At 70.6% G+C, this 18,475-nt stretch carries 19 protein-coding genes; 9 read left to right on the top strand and 10 right to left on the bottom strand.

Features of this window, described 5'->3' with window-relative positions; all coding sequences use genetic code 11:
• Positions 1-3: 3 nt before the first annotated feature.
• On the top strand, positions 4-678 hold the full coding sequence (locus ACIRR9_RS24285) for a DUF461 domain-containing protein (RefSeq protein WP_403755357.1): 675 nt from the start codon (positions 4-6) through the stop codon (positions 676-678).
• 217 nt (positions 679-895) lie between these two features.
• On the opposite strand, the gene ACIRR9_RS24280 is transcribed toward ACIRR9_RS24285, so the two are convergent.
• Both ACIRR9_RS24280 and ACIRR9_RS24275 read right to left on the bottom strand, forming a co-directional pair.
• Complete coding sequence (locus tag ACIRR9_RS24280) at positions 896-1,576, bottom strand: response regulator transcription factor (RefSeq protein WP_010358452.1); 681 nt, start codon at positions 1,574-1,576, stop codon at positions 896-898.
• Positions 1,573-2,829, bottom strand: a complete 1,257-nt coding sequence (locus tag ACIRR9_RS24275; protein ID WP_123976046.1) for a cell wall metabolism sensor histidine kinase WalK — start codon at positions 2,827-2,829, stop codon at positions 1,573-1,575. The genes ACIRR9_RS24280 and ACIRR9_RS24275 overlap by 4 nt, the downstream gene beginning before the upstream one ends.
• Before the next feature lie 221 nt (positions 2,830-3,050).
• Between ACIRR9_RS24275 and phoU the strand changes: the two genes are divergently transcribed.
• From phoU to ACIRR9_RS24260, 3 genes are all read left to right on the top strand, one after another.
• The gene (gene phoU / locus ACIRR9_RS24270; protein ID WP_403755353.1) at positions 3,051-3,719 is read left to right on the top strand and encodes a phosphate signaling complex protein PhoU; all 669 of its coding nucleotides are present in this window, start codon (positions 3,051-3,053) and stop codon (positions 3,717-3,719) included.
• Between the two features lie 194 nt (positions 3,720-3,913).
• The gene (locus ACIRR9_RS24265; RefSeq protein WP_403755350.1) at positions 3,914-4,069 is read left to right on the top strand and encodes a hypothetical protein; all 156 of its coding nucleotides are present in this window, start codon (positions 3,914-3,916) and stop codon (positions 4,067-4,069) included.
• 119 nt (positions 4,070-4,188) lie between these two features.
• Complete coding sequence (locus ACIRR9_RS24260) at positions 4,189-4,440, top strand: SCO4226 family nickel-binding protein (RefSeq protein WP_316774240.1); 252 nt, start codon at positions 4,189-4,191, stop codon at positions 4,438-4,440.
• Positions 4,441-4,482: 42 nt separating this feature from the next.
• Here the strand turns inward: ACIRR9_RS24260 and ACIRR9_RS24255 are convergent, their stop codons facing one another.
• The 4 genes from ACIRR9_RS24255 to ACIRR9_RS24240 form a co-directional block, all read right to left on the bottom strand.
• Positions 4,483-5,472: an alpha/beta fold hydrolase gene (locus tag ACIRR9_RS24255; RefSeq protein ID WP_403755347.1), complete on the bottom strand. Its 990-nt coding sequence runs from the start codon at positions 5,470-5,472 to the stop codon at positions 4,483-4,485.
• Positions 5,473-5,718: 246 nt separating this feature from the next.
• Entirely contained in the window at positions 5,719-6,723 is a 1,005-nt protein-coding gene (locus ACIRR9_RS24250; protein WP_403755344.1) for a TNT domain-containing protein, read from the bottom strand.
• A gap of 272 nt (positions 6,724-6,995) precedes the next feature.
• Complete coding sequence (locus tag ACIRR9_RS24245; RefSeq protein WP_403755341.1) at positions 6,996-8,450, bottom strand: hypothetical protein; 1,455 nt, start codon at positions 8,448-8,450, stop codon at positions 6,996-6,998.
• 204 nt (positions 8,451-8,654) lie between these two features.
• Positions 8,655-8,975: a GYD domain-containing protein gene (locus ACIRR9_RS24240; protein ID WP_316774248.1), complete on the bottom strand. Its 321-nt coding sequence runs from the start codon at positions 8,973-8,975 to the stop codon at positions 8,655-8,657.
• Between the two features lie 283 nt (positions 8,976-9,258).
• Between ACIRR9_RS24240 and ACIRR9_RS24235 the strand changes: the two genes are divergently transcribed.
• The 3 genes from ACIRR9_RS24235 (at position 9,259) to ACIRR9_RS24225 (ending at position 11,482) form a co-directional block, all read left to right on the top strand.
• Positions 9,259-10,338 carry a fatty acid desaturase family protein gene (locus ACIRR9_RS24235; protein WP_403755338.1) on the top strand — a complete coding sequence of 360 codons (1,080 nt, stop codon included), beginning with the start codon at positions 9,259-9,261 and terminating at the stop codon, positions 10,336-10,338.
• A 175-nt stretch (positions 10,339-10,513) separates the two neighbouring features.
• Positions 10,514-10,720, top strand: a complete 207-nt coding sequence (locus ACIRR9_RS24230) for a hypothetical protein (protein WP_365350992.1) — start codon at positions 10,514-10,516, stop codon at positions 10,718-10,720.
• A 327-nt stretch (positions 10,721-11,047) separates the two neighbouring features.
• Complete coding sequence (locus ACIRR9_RS24225) at positions 11,048-11,482, top strand: hypothetical protein (protein WP_403755335.1); 435 nt, start codon at positions 11,048-11,050, stop codon at positions 11,480-11,482.
• A 320-nt stretch (positions 11,483-11,802) separates the two neighbouring features.
• Here ACIRR9_RS24225 and ACIRR9_RS24220 read toward each other — a convergent pair whose 3' ends face one another.
• Positions 11,803-12,564, bottom strand: a complete 762-nt coding sequence (locus ACIRR9_RS24220) for a phosphoglyceromutase (protein WP_365350990.1) — start codon at positions 12,562-12,564, stop codon at positions 11,803-11,805.
• 165 nt (positions 12,565-12,729) lie between these two features.
• Here ACIRR9_RS24220 and ACIRR9_RS24215 point away from each other — a divergent pair, with 165 nt between their 5' ends.
• Positions 12,730-13,980, top strand: a complete 1,251-nt coding sequence (locus ACIRR9_RS24215) for an MDR family MFS transporter (protein ID WP_403755332.1) — start codon at positions 12,730-12,732, stop codon at positions 13,978-13,980.
• A gap of 107 nt (positions 13,981-14,087) precedes the next feature.
• Here ACIRR9_RS24215 and ACIRR9_RS24210 read toward each other — a convergent pair whose 3' ends face one another.
• On the bottom strand, positions 14,088-15,239 hold the full coding sequence (locus ACIRR9_RS24210) for a hypothetical protein (RefSeq protein ID WP_403755329.1): 1,152 nt from the start codon (positions 15,237-15,239) through the stop codon (positions 14,088-14,090).
• Positions 15,240-15,337: 98 nt separating this feature from the next.
• Positions 15,338-15,763, bottom strand: a complete 426-nt coding sequence (locus ACIRR9_RS24205) for a DUF2000 family protein (RefSeq protein ID WP_384565523.1) — start codon at positions 15,761-15,763, stop codon at positions 15,338-15,340.
• A 49-nt stretch (positions 15,764-15,812) separates the two neighbouring features.
• On the opposite strand from ACIRR9_RS24205, the gene ACIRR9_RS24200 reads away from it, so the two are divergent.
• The gene (locus tag ACIRR9_RS24200; protein WP_403755325.1) at positions 15,813-16,670 is read left to right on the top strand and encodes an AraC family transcriptional regulator; all 858 of its coding nucleotides are present in this window, start codon (positions 15,813-15,815) and stop codon (positions 16,668-16,670) included.
• On the opposite strand, the gene ACIRR9_RS24195 is transcribed toward ACIRR9_RS24200, so the two are convergent.
• Positions 16,646-18,343, bottom strand: coding sequence for a glycosyl hydrolase family 28-related protein (locus ACIRR9_RS24195; protein ID WP_403755322.1), 1,698 nt, complete (start codon positions 18,341-18,343; stop codon positions 16,646-16,648). The genes ACIRR9_RS24200 and ACIRR9_RS24195 overlap by 25 nt on opposite strands.
• Between the last annotated feature and the right edge of the window lie 132 nt (positions 18,344-18,475).

Genomic DNA, 18,475 nt, shown 5'->3' with positions numbered 1-18,475 from the left:
GCCGTGAGCAGCAGCCTTCGACGCGGCGCCCTCGCCGCCTCCGCCATCGCCTTCTCCGTCGCCTCGCTCTCCGCGTGCGCCGCCGGCAACGACTCCCAGACGCTGGAGATCAAGCCCGACAGCGCGGCGACGAGTGTCGGCGACATCAAGGTCCAGAACGCGACCGTGATCACGCAGCCCGACCTCACGTCGGACGGGCCCGCCGTGGTCACCGCGACCATCTTCAACACCGGCACCGAGCCGGAGACGCTCCAGTCGATCGTCGTCGCCGGTACCAACAAGACCGCCGAGCTGCACGCCACCAAGTCGCAGCCGCTGACCATCCAGGCCGGCGGCCGGCTGATCCTCGGCGGCAAGGACAACGCCTCCGCGGTGCTGGCCAGCAGCCGTGAGGCGGTCCAGGACGGCAACGCCCAGAAGATCACGTTCACCTTCAGCAAGACCGGTGACGTGAGCCTGCGCGCGTTCGTCGTGCCGGCCGAGAGCTACTTCACGGGCTGGGGCCCGAGCTCGGTGCCGTCGCCTTCGGCCTCCGCGTCGGTCTCCGTCTCCCCGGCCGCCGGCGCCACGGCGAGCGAGAGCGCCAAGACCGGTAAGACCGGCAAGAAGGGCAAGACGTCCGCGAGCGCCTCGGCCACCCCGACCGACTCGGCGTCGCAGTCGGCGAACGCGGGCTGAGCAGCACCTGAAACAGCTAGGGCGGGAACCTTGGTCATCGGTTCCCGCCCTTGGCGTTGCCGAGCGTTTACGGCTCGAACTTTTGGCGCACCCTCAAGGGGATTCCTGCTTCACGGCATCGCGCCCGGATCGCTCCGGGTCTTACCGACACTCCACAGGCGTTTAGCCTCTCCGTCCACCCGACGGCGAGGGTTGCTCATCGTAGCCGGTCAGCGACTTACGGTTCAAACTTGTAGCCGAGACCACGCACCGTCACCAGGTAGCGCGGGGCGCCCGGGTCCGGTTCGATCTTTGCGCGCAGGCGCTTGACGTGGACGTCGAGGGTCTTGGTGTCGCCGACGTAGTCGGCGCCCCAGACCCGGTCGATGAGCTGCATACGGGTCAGGACGCGACCCGCGTTGCGCAGCAGCATCTCCAGGAGGTCGAACTCCTTGAGGGGGAGGTCGACCTTGGAGCCGGAGACGGTGACCACGTGGCGGTCGACGTCCATGCGGACCGGGCCCGCTTCGAGGGCGGCCGGGGTGACCTCCTCGGGCTCGCCGCGGCGGCGCAGCACCGCGCGGATGCGGGCCACCAGTTCGCGGGACGAGAAGGGCTTGGTGACGTAGTCGTCAGCTCCTATTTCGAGCCCGACGACCTTGTCGATCTCGCTGTCCTTGGCCGTCACCATGATGACGGGGACGTTGGAGCGGCCGCGCAGCTGGCGGCAGACCTCGGTACCGGGCAGCCCCGGCAGCATCAGGTCGAGGAGGACGAGGTCGGCGCCGTTGCGCTCGAACTCGTCGAGTCCGTCGGGGCCCGTGGCCGCCACGGCGACCTCGAAGCCCTCCTTGCGGAGCATGTACGACAGGGCGTCGGAGAAGGACTCCTCGTCCTCGACGACGAGCACACGGGTCACGGAAGGACCTCCGGGGCGGGAAGCGGTTCGTACGGGGATGACTCGGTGGTGCCGGCCTCGTCGTCGAGGTCGGGGTCGGGGTGCTGCGACGCGCGGTCGCGTACCGCGCCCGCCTCCGGCAGCCGGAGGGTGAACGTGGAGCCCTGGTTCTCGGCGCTCCACACCGTGACCTCCCCGCCGTGCGAGGCGGCCACGTGCTTGACGATGGCGAGGCCGAGGCCGGTGCCACCGGTGGCCCGGGAACGGGCCGGGTCGACGCGGTAGAAGCGCTCGAAGATGCGCTCCTTGTCCTTGTCGGTGATGCCGATGCCCTGGTCGGTCACGGCGAGCTCGATCATGTCGCCCCCGGGCGCGCTGACCCGGCGGGCGGCTATCCCGACCCGGGTGCGGGCCGGGGAGTAGTTGACGGCGTTCTCGACCAGGTTGCCGAGGGCGGCGGCGAGCTGGCCGCGGTTGCCCCAGACGTGCAGGTCGGCGGTGCCGCCGGCGGCCATGGTGATCTGCTTGGTGCCGGCCTGGTGGCGGCACCGGTCGATCGCCTCGGCGACCAGTTCGTCGACCCGGACGGGCTCGGCGTCCTCCAGCGGGTCGTCGTTCTGCACTCTCGACAGGTCGATGAGCTCCTGGACCAGGTTGGTCAGGCGCGTGGCCTCTATCTGCATGCGACCGGCGAAGCGCTGCACGGCCTCCGGATCGTCCGAGGCGTCCATGACGGCCTCGGAGAGAAGGGAGAGTGCGCCGACCGGGGTCTTGAGCTCATGGCTCACGTTCGCCACGAAATCACGTCGTACCGCCTCGATGCGGCGGGCCTCGGTGAGGTCCTCGACGAGGAGGAGCACGAGCCGGGAGCCGAGGGGCGCCACCCGGGCGGAGACGGCGAGGGCCTCTCCGCGTCCGGTGCCGCGCCGCGGCAGGTCCAGCTCGACCTGACGTATCTCGCCGTCGCGCCGGGTGTCCCGGGCCATCCCGAGCATCGGCTCGATGGCGAGTTTGCCGCCGCGCACGAGTCCGAGGGCGTACGCCGCCGAGCTCGCCTTGACGACGGCGTCGGCCTCGTCGAGGACGACCGCGGAGGAGCGCAGCACGCTCAGTACGGTGTCCACGCCCGGGGGCAGTACGGGGTCGGTGTGCAGAGAAGTCCTGGTCGGTCGCTTCTGGTCGCGTTCACTCCAGCGGAACGCCAGCATGGCGATGACACCGGTAAGCACCCCGGCGATCGCTGCCGCTGCGGCGACCGCCGCGTTCACGTCCATGCAAACAGGTTAAGCAGGGCGTACGACATCCCCACAGCCATGGGAGTGCGAGCTCGAACACTCGTCGCCCAGAGTTCACCTTGGAGCCAGTATTGGTTCATTTGGGGTGGCAGAAACGGTCGCGTTGGGACCGGAACGTGGGAGCGTGGGGTTCGCAGCTGGTTTCGGCCACGGCCCCCGGCCCCCGAAACCCCTGGACACACGCACGAGAGGGAACCCTGATGCGGGACGCGTACCACGAGGAACTCGACTCGATCGGCGACAGCCTGGTCGACATGGCCCGGCTGGTCGGCTCGGCCATCGGGCGCGCCACGACGGCGATCCTCGACAGCGACCTGAAGCTTGCCGAGAGCGTCATCGAGAACGACCAGAAGGTCGACGAACTCCACCACGACCTGGAGGCGCGCGCGATAGCCCTGCTCGCCCGCCAGCAGCCGGTGGCGACGGACCTGCGGATCGTCGTCACCTCGCTCCGGATGTCCGCCGACCTGGAGCGCTCCGGCGACCTCGCCCAGCACGTCGCGAAGCTCGCCCGGCTCCGCTTCCCGTCGCGCGCGGTCCCGCGGGACCTGGAGGCCACCATCCTGGAGATGGGCCAGCTCGCGCAGCGCCTGATGGCCAAGGCCGCCGAGGTCATCGTCACCAAGGACGTCGACCTGGCGCTGCAGCTGGAGCAGGACGACGACGAGATGGACCTGCTGCACCGCACGCTCTTCTCGCACCTGCTGGACGACCGCTGGAAGCACGGCATCGAGACCGCCGTCGACGTGACGCTGCTCGGCCGCTACTACGAGCGGTACGCCGACCACGCGGTCGCCGTCGCCAAGCGCGTCGTCTTCCTGGTCACCGGTGAGCACGCGGACGAGCTGCAGTCCGACATCCAGCCGTGACGGGCGCCGAGGGGGCGTAGCACCTCCGGCGGTCGAGGGGGCTCGCGAGGTGCAGGGCAGGCTCGCAGCGCATCTGTGCGCTGTCGTGCGCTGTTGATGCGCCCAGCGAAACGGGCATGGAATGGGCAAAGGCACCACGCCCTGCCTCTAGGGAATCCAGGGGCCGGGAATCTAGGGACCTCTAGGAGGGATCCATGGCCGAATCCCCCAGCACCACACCCGACCCCACCCAGGAACGAGAGACCGAGCAGCCCACCGAGATCAAGAACCTCCTGGTCATCGGCGCCTGCGGGTGCGGCTCGGGCTGTGGCTGCGGCTGCCAGTCGGGCAGCCCCTGCCAGTGCGGCTGAGCGGACACCTCAGCTACGGCAGAGGGCCCCGGACTGCGGTCCGGGGCCCTTCGTATGCCGTGCCGCGGCGGCGGGCGCAGCATGGAGGGGAGACGGACAAGGCGAAGGAGGTGGCAGCCATGCCGCAGTTCATGGACGTCCACCACGGGATGAAGGGCATCACCGCCGACCAGCTCCAGGAGGCCCACGAGGCCGATCTCGCCGTCGAGAAGGACGAGGGCGTGCACTTCGAACGGGCCTGGGCGGACCCGGACTCCGGCAACGTCTACTGCCTCTCCGAGGCGCCGTCGGCCGAGGCGGTCAGGCGCGTCCACGAACGCACCGGCCATCCGGCCGATGAGATCCACGAGGTGCCCCTGTCGATCTGGTGACGGTCCCGGAGGCCGGACGGGCGCTTCCGCTCAGGATTCCGCTCAGGAGCCGGGCAGGCCGGCGAGCCAGTCGACGAGCAGCCGGTTGACCTCGTCCGGGCGCTCCTGCTGGATCCAGTGTCCGCAGCCGTCGAGGAGGTGGGAGGAGACCAGGCCCGGCAGGGTGACCGGGTACGCCTCGATGGCGTCGGCCAGCCAGGTGGTCGAGGCGTCGAGGCTGCCGCCGGCGAACAGGGACGGCTGGGTGATCGGGGCGCCGTCGTAGGCGGCGAGGTCCTCCCAGTCGCGGTCCATGTTCCGGTACCGGTTGAGCGCGCCCGTCAGCCCGGTGCGTTCGAACTCCCCCGCGAAGACGTCGAGGTCCCGTTCGCCGAGCCACGCGGGTGCCCGCCCGGCGGGGAACCGCTCCCGGAGGGTCCCGCCCGCGCGCACGAAGTGCGGGTCGGGAGCGCCCGGCCCGGGCATGGTGTCGCCGGACAGCGCGGCGTAGAAGCCCGCGAGCCAGCCTCGTACATCGGGTTCGATCTCGGCCTCGGCGCGCCCCGGCTCCTGGAAGTACGGGACGTAGAACTCCTCGTCCCCGCCACCGGCACGCATCCGCGCGAAGACGTCACCGGGCCTGGGCCCGCCGCGCGGGGCGTACGGCACGCTCAGCAGCCCCACGGCCCGGAACACCTCCGGCCTGAGCAGCGCGGAGTTCGCGGCGATGGTCGCGCCCCAGTCGTGCCCGACGACGACCGCGGACTCCTCGCCGAGTGCACGCACGACGGACACGTTGTCCTCGACGAGTTCGGTCATCCGGTAGGCGTCCGTCGCGGCCGGCCTGGAGGAACGGCCGTACCCGCGCACATCGACGGCCACCGCCCGGTACCCCGCCGCCGCGAGCGCGGGCAGCTGGTACCGCCAGGAGTACCAGCACTCGGGGAATCCGTGGACGAGCAGCACGAGCGGCCCGGCGCCCTGCTCGACGAGATGGATCCGCCCCGCAGGGGAGGAAACCACCCGGTGACCGATCTCGGCATGCTGTGCCATACGCCCTCCTCAAGGCCGCGGATCCGTCGGACGCGGCTTCGAGCGCAGGTGCCGCCGCCGCACCACCGATCATGCGAAACCCCGTCCCGGTCGGACGACCCCGTTTGCCGATCCGGCAAACACCGACCGCGGCGTGACCACCTCACCGGGCATGACGGCGGTCCCGGAAAAGCGAACGGCCCCCTACCCACCACGAAGCGGCAGGTAGGGGCTGCACGGTGCGCCCCCCTGGTATGGCGACTGGTGCTACCGCTGGTGGTCCCACTGGTGGTCCGACTGGTGGTCCCACTGGTGCTGCTGCTGGTGCTGCGACTGCTGGTGCTCCGACTGCTGCTGCTGCGGCTTCTGCTGGTGCTGCGACTGCTGCTGCGGCTTCTGCTGATGCTGCGACTGCTGCTGCGGCTTCTGCTGGTGCTGCGACTGCTGCTGCGGCTTCTGCTGATGCTGCGACTGCTGCTGCGGCTTCTGCTGGTGCTCCGACTGCTGGTGCTCCGATTGCTGCTGCTGGTGCTGGTGCTGCGACTGCTGATGCTGGTGCTGCGACTGCTGATGCTGCATCGGCGGGGCGATCTCCTTCAGATACCCGCCCGGCGCGGCCAGTGCGGAGACCCTGGTTCTGGTCACGAACTGCTCGCCGAGGCCTTCCTGGCCGAACCAGGGCCTGATGGGCCCGGCCTGGACCGTGAGCGGCTTGACGACGCGGTACAGGTGGTAGTTGAAGGGAGGGTTCTTCGGGTCGTACTCGTCCAGGTTGGTCGGCGGCAGAGCGCGCTTCGTGTACGGCGTGCCCTCCGGTGCGAGGAAGAAGCCGTTGCCGCTGCCGAAGAGGTCGACACGCTGCCCCACCCGGAGGGTCTTCGGTGCCTCGACCGGACGGCCGTCGCGCAGGACGAAGCCGTTGTTGTCCGGGTACCACCAGCCGGACTGGTTCTGCTGGTCGGTCTGCCAGTAGCAGCCGAGGAACCAGAACTGCGAGGTGCTGTCCTGCGGGCGGTAGCCCCGGAGCATCCGTCCGATGACCCCGGTCGTCCCGAGGTAGCTGGGGCCGAGCCGCCAGTCACCGTGGTAGTAGTCCTGCAGTCCCGTCGGCGGTGCCTTGGTCGTGCTGGCCGTCCGGTGTTCGATCGGGCAGTTGTGTTTGCTGCCGTTCTGCGGGTGGGGCTCGTCGGCCTGGGCGGGGGCTGGTGCTGCTCCGATCAGAACGAGCGACGACGCAAGTGCGCTCCAGAGGAGACGTCGCAGTGCGCGCATCCGATTCCCTTCTCTTCCGGCGCCGGAACGGCACCGGATACGCGGGCATGTGTGGTCGCCGCGAAAGGGACTGCATCGCGTGAATCTCCGTAGCGCGGCACGGGGCAGTCAATGCGCGCGATACGAACGGAGGAGCGAGGTGGCACGGACAGGTCGCCTGTGCGGCGCAACGGAACACCTCGGACAGCCGAGCGGCCGGGCAGACGGTCGTACGAACTGGCGCGAGATTGGCGTGTCCGCTGCGCGGAGCGCGCCGTCGCCTCCAGGCGTACTCAGCGGTCCGCCCCGGCCTCCCACTTGCGCCGGCGCAGCACATGGTCGCTGAAGAGGTGTCGGCTCCGGTCGAGCAGTTCCCCCGCCTCCGCTTCATGGCCGCGCACATCCGCCGACGGATGCCAGCGCTGCACGGACAGGCCGGCCCAGGTGCGCAGCTTTGTGTCCGGGTCCGCCAGCAGACCGACCGCCGCCCGCAGCGCCACGATGCCGCCGCGCGCGTCGAGCAGCCGGAACGCGCCGACGCGGACGTGCCGCGGCCACTCGGAGCCGGTGCGCTCCAGCAGCCAGTCGGCGGGCAGTTGCGTTGCCGAGGGCAGCAGGGCGACCACCGTCTCGCGGACGACACCGGCGGCGGGGTCGTCGAGCAGCGGCCGCAGCAGCGTCGTATCCACGCGGTCCAGTACCCGCAGCCCTGCCACCGCCCGCGCCCGCACTCCGGCCGCCGGGTGCGCGAGCAGCGGCCTCAGCAGCCCGGCGTCCGCGCGGTTCCCGCACTCGGCCAGCCCGATGACCGCGCCGGGCGGCAGCTCCGGGGCGTCCGGTGCCGAGCACCGGTCCCGGTACCAGGCGGCCGGATCGCCTTCCTGCTGCTGCCGTACGACATACCGGGCGCATGCGCGCACCAGCGCGGACCGGTCGCTGAGGAACGGCTCCGCCTGCGCCGGTCGCCCCGCCCGCCGCAGCCCGGTGACACCGGCCGAGCGGGTACGCGGGCTGCGCGCGGACAGCAGCAGAGGCAGCACGTCCTCGTACGCCTCCTCGTACGCCCCTTCGTCTCCCAGAGCCGTGAGCGCCGCCGTGGCGCACAGGTCCTGGACCACGCTGTCCTCGTCCCTGGCGGCCGCGCGGGCCAGCTCGGCCGGACCGAGCAGCCGGCCCTCGACGGCCAGCCGGTACGCGAACCGCCGGACGACGCGGTCGGGGTCGGTGAAGAGCGCAGCAAGCCGCTCGTGGGACGCCCGGCGCAGCACCCGGCCGAGCAGATCGACGCCGAAAGCGCCTCTGTCCCGGCGGCCGACGCGGAGGACGATCGGTGCGAGGCCGGGGGCGGAGTCCATGTCCAGGGCCTCGCGCAGCAGTTGCCGGGCGCTCTCGCGCACCGGGACGGCCCAGTCGGCGCAGCGGATCACGACCAACGGCAGCAGGCCGGGGTGTTCGGCGGACCGGCGCACCGCTTCCTGACGTATCCGCCCGTCGCGGTGGCAGAGGGCGAGTGCGAGCCGGGACTCGCCGAGCCGGGTCAGGTCGGCGGGCAGCGGGGCGGAAGGCTCCCACTCCGGCATGAGCCACGGCCGGTACCGGGACCGGTCCCGGTACCAGGCCACCTCGCGCACTCCTGCGTCCAGCAGAAGCCAGTCACCGGGGTCGGTGACATCCAGCGTGCTCCGAAGCGGCGCACCTTCCGCGAGCCGCGTCGCCGCTGTCGTCCCGTCCTCCATGCCGTCGAGCATTCCCGCCCCTCCCCGCCCCCTCCGGCAGCCGTACCGGGTGATCGTAGGTCGCGGGGTTCGCGCAGGTCGCGCGAAATACGGGGCGGGTGGCCAGGACACGTGCCGGCGTGACGAGTCGACCGTGAGGGGTCGGCCCTGGGAGGGGTCGGCCGTGAGGGGTCCACCGGCATGCGTCCGGCGCGCCCCCTGCCAGGCTGTCCCGGCCTACGCGCCGGGAGGGCGGAAGTCGACCTGCCGGCGGGCGGCTTCGTCGATCTCGTCGGGGGTGAGGAGGGGGGTGGCCCGGGTGCGGAGCGCGCCGCTGGCCTTGACGCTGAGGCTGACAGCGGCCATGGAGACCGGGTCGGGGAAGTCGAGAATGCACACGAAATCGTCCTCTCCGAAGGAGAAGTACATGGCCTCGACCGTCCCGCCGAGGCCGGCGACCACATGGTCGACGGCGGCGCGGCGGCCGCTCGCACCTTCCTTGAGCAGACCCTTCGTCCCCTCGGGTGTGTAGGCGGCTTGGATGAGGAACTTCGGCATAGGGGCGCTCTCCCTGCCCGTGGCGTGTCCGGTTTGCAGAATGGCCTTCCCGCTGTCGCGTCGGCCGCCGGTCGACGAGCGTCCGATTCACCCGTAAGGCACATCGGCATGCGCAGGAAACGGCGTGCGGGGGAAGGTCGATATGGCCGTGGATCCTGTCCCGGGCCTGGTCAACGGCACAGGGGTGGTGACATCCCCCTGGAACGACATGGGGGCAGCCCCCATGGGCATACGGTGACTGGCAGGCTGCCCCGGCCGGACGGCAGTCCGCAGACTCGGCGGCATGACCTTCTCCACCGACGCGTCCATCGCGGCCAGGGCATCCGCCGCCGCCCGTCCGCACCGGTCCGGTTCCAGTACCGGCAGTGATTTCGCCAAGCTCTCCCGACGCATCGCCGAAGCGGGCCTGTTGGAGCGGCGCCCCGGTTACTACACGCTGCGTCTCGGCCTCGTGACCGCCCTGCTGGCGGCGGGCTGGGTGGCCTTCTTCGCCCTCGGTGACACCTGGTGGCAACTGGCGGTCGCCGCCTGTCTCGCCGTGGTCTTCGGCCAGACGGCCCTGGTGGCACATGATCTGGCGCACCGTCAGGTGTTCCGGCGCGGCCGGCCGAGTGAGATCGGGGGCAGGCTGTACGGCAACCTCGGCATCGGCATGAGCTACGGCTGGTGGATGAACAAGCACACCCGCCACCACGCCAACCCCAACCACGAGGAACTGGACCCGGATGTCGCCCCGGACATCCTGCTGTGGTCCACCGAACAGGCCCGCTCCAGCCGCGGCCTGGCCCGCTTCATCGGCGGCCACCAGGCGTTCCTGTTCGTCCCCCTGCTGACACTGGAGGGCCTCAACCTGCACGTCGCCGGGGTACGGGCGCTGCGCTCGCCGGCCATGAAGAACCGGCTCATCGAGGGCGCCCTGCTCTTCCTGCACATCGCGGGCTACCTGTCCGCCCTCTTCCTGGTGCTCTCTCCGGGCAGGGCGGTGGCGTTCCTCGCCGTGAACCAGTGTCTCTTCGGCGTCTACCTCGGCTGCACGTTCGCCCCGAACCACAAGGGCATGCCGACGTTCACCGGCGACGAGCGGCCCGACTTCCTGCGGCGCCAGGTGCTGACCTCCCGCAACGTGCGCGGCGGCGGGTTCGTCGACGTGCTGCTCGGTGGGCTCAACTACCAGATAGAGCACCACCTGTTCCCGAGCATGCCCACGCCCCATCTGCGGCGGGCCCAGGTCATCGTGCGCGAGTACTGCGCCGAGATCGGGGTGCCGTACCACGAGACCGGCCTGATCCAGTCCTACCGCGAGGCCCTGACCCACCTGCACCGGGTGGGAGAACCGATCAGGCAACAACGCAGGGCGTTGTGACGGCGACGACGGCATACCCCAGCAGGAAGAGACAGGGCAGAGGTCAGGGGACGCGTAGCCGCCCCCGCACCCGCAGCAATGTCACCCGAATGGCCCAACATGGCGTGCCACCCACATGGGTGAAGATCAAGCTGTCTAGTGCCCCAATGGAGGCAATCCGTGAAAGGGGAACCAGATGCGCATTCGACGAATCCTCGCCGCCGTCATCGCCACGGCAGCCCTCGCCGGACTCGGACTCACCAGCGCCGCCACCGCCACCGCACAGGGTGCCACGTCCTACGTCACCCCCAAGCAGTGCAGGGACGGCGGCGGAATGCCCGCGATCAATGAGCCCGGCAACCTCTGCAAGGGCGGTACGCACGACGGGCAGCCGGTCGACTGACCCCCCAGGGCGCCCCGCAGCCACACGCCGCGGGGCGCTCCCGCGCAAGCGCAGCCGGACAGGCTCCCCGACCGTGAAAATACCCCTGGTCCGCGCCGGAAGCGCAGCTCAGAGGCATGATCAGGAAAGCTGCTTCTTCTTGCCCCGGGTCTGGCGGGCCCGTTTTCAGTAACCGAAGGTCACCGGCCAGTGCGGTCGGAGTCCACGCCCCCATGGCGGGTTGCGGTCGCGGTGCCGAGGCATCGCGGTGATCCTGTCAGGGGAGCGTGGTTGGCGTCGCATGGGCGTTGTGCGTCGGTGAGCGCGCTACACAGGAAGGTAACGGCCATGGCAGCGATGTCGAACGAGGCCCGGAGAGGGCACGGGGGGCCGGACAGCAGCGAAAGACTCAGCGGCGCGTCCCTGTTCGCCGGGGCCGTGCTGATGCTCAGCGGGCCGCTCAGCATTCTCATGGGGGCAGCCGGCATCGCAGGGGACAGCTTGTTCGCCGCGTCGTCCCAGTACGCCTATCGGTTCGACCTCACCGCTTGGGGCTGGATCCACATTGTGGTCGGACTGGCGCTCGTCATTGCCGGCATGGGGGTCGTGACAAACAAGAGCTGGGGTCGCGGGGCTGGTGCAGCGGCGGCAGCGATCAGCCTGATCACCCAGTTCATGTTCGTTCCGTACTACCCGCTGTGGGCCATCCCCATGATGACACTTGACCTTCTGATCATCTTTGCGCTGGCGAGGTTCCACGTCGGAACCAACGGCGGTTGGTGACACACCTCGGCCCACTACTCCCCCAGCTCCCATCCCGTCCGCCGTCGACCCACACCTGGAGCAGCACCCAGGGGGCGGCGCGGAGCCAGGTGGCAGGGGGCAGCGTGGAACAGAGCACAACTGGAGGACTCATGGTCCCACGCGTCGGCGTGGGCCAACGCCCCGGCCAAGATCGCCGTCCCGACGGCCCTCCTGATCGCCTTCGACATCCGCGTCCGCCGCTGGCGCCGGCGCACCTGACGGCCCGCGGACGGCCCCGGGATGGCGACAAGCCCCTCACCCGCAGCGAAACCGCAGGTGAGGGGCTTGATCGTGCAGAATTACTTCTTCTTGCCCTGGTTCTTGACCGCCTCGATCGCTGCCGCGGCCGCGTCGGGGTCGAGGTAGCGGCCGCCCGGGGTGACCGGCTTGAAGTCGGCGTCCAGCTCGTAGTAGAGGGGGATGCCCGTCGGGATGTTCAGGCCCGCGATGTCGGCGTCCGAGATGCCGTCCAGGTGCTTGACCAGGGCACGGAGGCTGTTGCCGTGGGCGGCGACCAGGACCGTGCGGCCGGCCAGGAGGTCGGGGACGATGCCGTCGTACCAGTACGGGAGCATGCGGACGACGACGTCCTTGAGGCACTCCGTGCGGGGGCGCAGCTCCGGCGGGATCGTCGCGTAGCGGGCGTCCGCGGCCTGGGAGAACTCGGAGTCGTCCGGCAGCGGCGGGGGCGGGGTGTCGTACGAGCGGCGCCAGAGCATGAACTGCTCCTCGCCGAACTCGGCCAGCGTCGCCGCCTTGTCCTTGCCCTGGAGCGCGCCGTAGTGGCGCTCGTTCAGGCGCCAGCTGCGGTGGACCGGGATCCAGTGGCGGTCCGCGGCCTCCAGGGCCAGCTGGGCGGTGCGGATCGCCCGCTTCTGGAGGGACGTGTGGACCACGTCGGGGAGAAGGTCGGCGTCCGTCAGGAGCTCACCGCCGCGGACCGCCTCCTTCTCGCCCTTCTCGTTGAGGTTGACGTCCACCCAGCCGGTGAACAGGTTCTTCGCGTTCCATTCGCTCTCGCCATGGCGGAGGAGGATCAGCTTGTACGGTGCGTCGGCCATGGGACAGAGCGTAATCCACGTATTCGGGGCAGAGGGCGGGCGCCCGGGGGCCGTCCCAGGGGGCGGACAGTTGACTGCATTTGTTAATTGAGTGGCTCAGGCGAGCGGCGTGTAAGTAAGGTCCGGTCAAGCCACGCAGCACTTACACCTTGCCTTGGGGGAGCCATGCCGTCCGTCGCCCTGCGACGCGCCGCCCGGGAGACCGTCTCCGGTCTGCCCCGCGAGTTCTGGTGGCTGTGGACCAGCACCCTCGTCAACCGCCTGGGCGCCTTCGTCGCCACGTACATGGCCCTGTATCTGACGCTGGACCGCGGCTACAGCGCGTCCTACGCCGGGCTCGTCGCCTCCCTGCACGGGCTGGGCGGGGTCGTGTCGTCGTTGGCGGGCGGGGTGATGGCGGACCGGCTGGGGAGGCGGCCGACTCTGCTCGTCGCCCAGTCCTCGACCGCCGGGGCCGTCGCGCTGCTCGGGTTCGTGAGCGATCCCGTCGCCATCGCCGGCGTCGCCTTCCTCGTCGGCATGGCCTCCAACGCCTCCCGGCCGGCCGTACAGGCGATGATGGCCGACATCGTGCGGCCCGAGGACCGGGTCCGGGCGTTCTCGCTGAACTACTGGGCCATCAACCTCGGGTTCGCCGTGTCGTCCATGGGGGCCGGGTTCGTCGCCGAGGTCAGCTACCGCGCCGGGTTCCTCATCGAGGCCGGGATGACCGCCGTCTGTGCGGTCCTGGTCTTCCTCAAGCTGCCCGAGTCCCGGCCGGAACGCGCCGCCAAGGAGGTCGCGAAGGAGGACGACGTCAGTCTCGCGAGCGTGCTCCGCGACGGGCGGTACATGGCCGTCGTCGGGCTGTCCTTCCTCGTCGCCCTGATCTTCCAGCAGGGATCGGTCGCGCTGCCGGTGGCGATGGGACAGGCCGGGTTCACGCCCGCCGACTACGGCATGGCCATCGCCGTGAACGGGGTGCTCATCGTGGTGCTCCAGATCCCGGTCACCCGGGTCATCGAGCACCGGGATCCGCGGTCGTTGCTCGTCGTCTCGTCCCTGCTGGCCGGGTACGGCTTCGGGCTCACCGCCTTCGCCGGGTCGGTCGGGGTCTTCGCGCTCACCGTGTGCGTGTGGACGCTCGCCGAGATCGTCAACGCCCCGACACAGACCGGACTGGTGGTCCGGCTCTCGCCGGTGCACGGGCGGGGGCGGTACCAGGGGATGTACACGCTGTCGTGGTCCGCCGCCGCGCTCGTCGCGCCGCTGATGTCCGGAGTCGTCATCGACCGGTTCGGGGCGGAGTGGCTGTGGGGGGTGTGCGCGGTCGTGGGGACCGGGGCGGGTCTCGGGTACGGCGTCCTCATGCGGCGGCTGCCGGTGCAGCGGCCGGCGGCCGTTCCCGCGAAGGGCGCCGAGGTGCGTGCCGCCTGACCGGCCTGCGTGCCGTCCGACCAGCCCGGTCGTCGGGTCCGGCCCCCTGCCCTCGGTCTTCCGAGAGCAGGGGGCCGGACCGTCCGTAGGGCCTCGGTCCGTCGGTCTCAGTCCGTGCAGCCGGGCACCAGGCCCGGGCTCGGGGTGCAGTTGGTCGGGATGTTGTGGACGACCTTCGAGTCCGTCACCAGGACCGCGTTACTGGTGAAGACGCCGCCGGGCGCCGCCGTGGAGGCGTTGTTGCTGACGGTGCTGTGGTCGAGGGTGACGGATCCGCCGTCGTTGTAGATGCCGCCGCCCACGGAGGTGCCGGGTCCGTTCGCGCTGTTGCGGAAGACCTCGCTGCCCTTGAGGGTGAGCACACCCGAGGAGGTGTTGAAGATGCCGCCGCCCAGGCCGTTCGCGCCTCCGACGACGTTGCCGCTGACCTGGGACCTCACCAGCCGCAGGTTCCCGTTGTTGTAGATCCCGCCGCCCCTGTTGCCCGTGTCGGTGTTGTTCGCGATCTTGGTCTCGCAGATCTCCACTGTGCCGCCGGCGATGTAGATGCCGCCGCCGCGGGTGGTCCCGGCCGACGTGTTGCGCCGGATCACGCTCCCGCCGATGAAGGTGGTGCCGCCGGCCTGGTAGATCCCGCCGCCGGAGGTCCGGGCGTGGTTGCGGGCGAACTCGGAGTTCTCGATGGTCACAGCCCCCGCGGTGTAGAGCCCACCGCCGTTGTTCGCGTTGTTGAACGCCACATAACTGTTTTTGATGGCCGCCGAGGCGTTCGCCTCCACCGCGATGCCGCCGCCGTTCGCCCCGGTGGTGTTGTCGAGTACATCGACCTTCACCAGCGAGAGTGCGCCACCACCGTTGACCCGGATCCCGGCGCCGTCCGCGGTGGTGGAATTGAGATACCCGCCCCGGACGGTGAGGTTCTCCAGGCGCAGGTTGCCGCCCGAGTTGACGTCGAAGATCCGGAACGGGGCGGTGCTCGACCCGTCGCGGACGATCGTCGCGCCGTTGCCCCGGATCGTGAGGTTCTTGCCGATGGCGGGCAGACCGTCGCTGTCCGTGTACGGCGCCGTCAGGTGGTACGTGCAGTCGCGGCGGAGTTCGAGGGTCTCGCCGTTCTGCGCGGTGTTGATGGCGATGGCCAGCGCCGTCCCGCTGCAGGCGATGCGGTCCGGCTCCGCGGCGCTCGCCGGTCCGCTCGTCAGGCCCGTGACGAGCGCCGCCGCAGCTGCGGCCGCACTGAAGAATCTGATGTATCGCATGAGTTTGAAATACGACATTCAGCCTGAACCGCATCGATTGCGATTATCAGATCACCCGGTCACCCGACGGGATTCCTCCTGTCGGCGGACAGCGCAGGTCACGGATGCATCCGGGCCCCCTTCAGTACCTTGTCCACCCCGTTCCGCGGCCCGTACACCGCGAGCCCCACCAGGTCCAGCTGGGCCGTGGGTACGGCGCGCACCGCCGCGCGGTTGTCGCGGTCGTTGCCTGTCGAGAACAGGTCCGCCGTGAAGACGGCCCGGGGCAGGGCGCGGCTCAGGGCCCGGGCGTGGGCCGCCTGCACCACTTCCTTCGTGCCTTCGAAGACCAGCACCGGCTGCCGGAACATCGGCAGGTACGCCACCCCGTCGGCATCCTCGTACGGCTCCCCGACCACCTCGGGGAGGGTCGCTCCCAGTCCGCTGACCAGGAACGCTGTCACGTTGAGACGCTGCCACGGCTCCAGGTCCTCGCGGAGCAGTACGGCGATCTTCGTATCGAAGCGGAGGGGTTCAGTGCTCATGCCATGAGACTGCCGACCGCGGTACGACCCCGTCTTGTACGTTCTTTGCATGGCCCCCCGGCAGCACGTCCCGCAGCACGTCACGCAGGGCGCCGGGCCGCACGCCGCGCCGGCCGCCACGCAGCATGTCACCGCCTGGCGGCCGCGTGTCCCGGGCGTCGCAGAGGTCTTCCACGCGCACTTCACCGAGTACGCCTACCCGATGCACGTCCATGACGCCTGGACGCTGCTCATCGTGGACGACGGCGCCGTACGGTACGACCTCGACCGGCACGAGCACGGCACCCCTGGCGACACCGTGTCCCTGCTGCCGCCGCACGTACCGCACAACGGCTCCCCGGCCACCGCGGACGGCTTCCGCAAGCGGGTGGTCTATCTGGACGGCGCCCTGCTCGGCGACGAGCTCATCGGTGCCGCCGTCGACGGGCCCGACCTGCGCGACCCGCTGCTGCGGCGGCGCGTCGGCCAGTTGCATTCCTCCCTCGCCCGCCCCGGAGACGAGCTGGAGGCGGAGAGCCGGCTCACCCTCATCGGCGAGCGGCTGCGGGGCCTGCTCCGCCCCCGTCTCGTGGCCGAGAGGCCGGCCGGCCCGGCCCTCGCCACCGCCCTCCGCGAGCTCCTCGACGAGCGCGTCGCCGACGGGCTCGCCCTGGAGGAGGCCGCCGGGCTGCTGCACGCGCACCCCGCCCACCTGGTACGGGCGTTCAGCGGCGCGTACGGCATCGCCCCGCACCAGTACCTGATGTCCCGCCGCGTGGGCCGCGCCCGCCGGCTGCTGCTCGACGGTGTACCGCCCGGCGAGACGGCCACCGCCACCGGCTTCTACGACCAGGCCCACCTCACCCGGCACTTCAAGAGGCTGGTCGGGGTGACCCCCGGGCGCTACCGGAGCGGCAGCTCGCGCTGAGCCTCGTACAGGTTCCGCGGCCGGACCGCGTCCCATGTCCCGTACAGCTCCAGGCGGGAGTGCAGGTCGCCGGTGAAGTCCGGTACGTCGATCTGGTCGAAGTCCGTGACCGTGTCGAGGCCGACGGTGGCGGAGTACGGGGCGAGGCCGTCGAGGCGCATCAGGCCCGCGCGGCCGTTGGTCACCCGGACGTTCCAGTGCGTGAACCGCGCCCCGAACAACGGCCCCGCGTTCGCGTCGCCGCCGTGGCGGCCGTTGTTGTTCACGGTGATGTCGGTACGGACGTTCGCGAAGGGCAGGCCGCGGTGGGAGTCGAAGGTGCCCATCTGCATCTCGCCGTGCGACCAGACGTTGTAGGAGGACAGTCCCTCGACGTTGATGCCGTGCAGCTGGGTGTCGGACGGGGCCGGGACCGTGCGCTGTTCGATCGTGAAGTCCTCGATCAGGTTGTCGTGCGAGCCCTCGCGGCAGAAGTACGGGTGGTGTTCACCCCGGCCGCCGACCCGGGTGCCGCGCAGGGTGCAGGCGGAGGCGGCGACCAGGCCGAAGCCGTTGTCGACGTTGCGGACCGTGACGTCGTCCACCCAGCAGTCGTACGCGCACTGCAGGACGACCCCGTTGTAGCCCTTGTCGAGGAGGTGCGGGGACTGCGGGGTCTCCATCACGTCGAGGGTGAGGCCCTCCACCCCGGATCCGGTCAACGCCCTTACGTGCGTGGTGAACTGCGGGTTCCACTCGGGGCGCAGGTCGACCGGGAGCGGGCGCTCCAGGGTCACCCGGCGGCCGTGGACGGCCGTGACGCGGACGGGCCATTCGTAGGGCACGTACGACAGCAGCTTGGTCTTGTCCTCCCAGTAGTACGACGCCGGGCCCGGGCCGCCGCCGGACATGTGCTGGAGGAGGGTGTGGGCGCTGTCGTCGTCCACGCGGAGGAGGACCAGGCAACCGGGGCGCAGCCGGGAGGGGTCGGCGACCGTGACCGTCCGGTCGCCCTGGCGGGCGGGGGCGACGGGCGTCAACTGCTCCCACTCGTCCCGTTTGTTGCCGGTCCAGCCCTCGAACGGCCAGGCCTGCGCCCTGATGGCGGCCGTCAGGGAGTCCCAACGGGCCTTCGGCGCCAGCCAGATGAGCCCGCCCGCCCAGGACCACGCCGACTTCGTGCCGCCGTACCGGGAGCCGTACGGGCCGATCAGTTCGGTGAGGTTCTTCGTCGCGTAGAGCGTGGTACGGCCGCTGCCGGCGCCGCGCAGCACCACGTTGTCGTGGCCGAGCTGGATCAGGCCGTCGATGCGGAAGGTGCCGGGCGGGATGGTGACCGTGCCACCGCCGGCCCTGGCGGCAGCGGCGATGGCACGGTTGATCGCGGGGGCGCAGTCGGTGACTCCGTCGGCCACGGCGCCGTACGCGCGGACGTCGGCGACCACGGGGAGGCGGCGGACGCGTGCCGCGCCGGCCCTGCCGATGTACGGGATCTGCGGGTGGGTGAAGGGGGTGCGGGTGAACTCCCGCCAGAGGGAGGGGACCTGGCCGTCGGATGCGTGGACCCCGTCCGATGCGTGGGCCGTGCCGCCCGTCACGGTGGCGGCGGCCACCGCTGTGGCGCCGGCGAGCAGGGTCCGTCTGGTCATGCCGTTGGCCGTGCCGTTGGTCATGCCTTGGTGCGCGGTGCTCATTCCGTGCGTCCTTCCATGCGACTCTTCATGGATGTGAACGACGTTCAGATCTGCGTCTGGCGTGAGCATGGCACGGCACCCCGCCGCCTCGAAAGGGTCGTGCAGAGGTCAATCGGGCTCAGGTACGGACCT

Origin of the sequence: Streptomyces sp. NPDC101234 (assembly GCF_044767525.1) — a bacterium.
In the GTDB taxonomy this organism is placed as follows: Bacteria; Actinomycetota; Actinomycetes; order Streptomycetales; family Streptomycetaceae; genus Streptomyces; species Streptomyces sasae.
The sequence above is the reverse complement of the archived record's forward strand: the minus strand, read 5'-3'. Positions and strand labels throughout refer to the sequence as shown.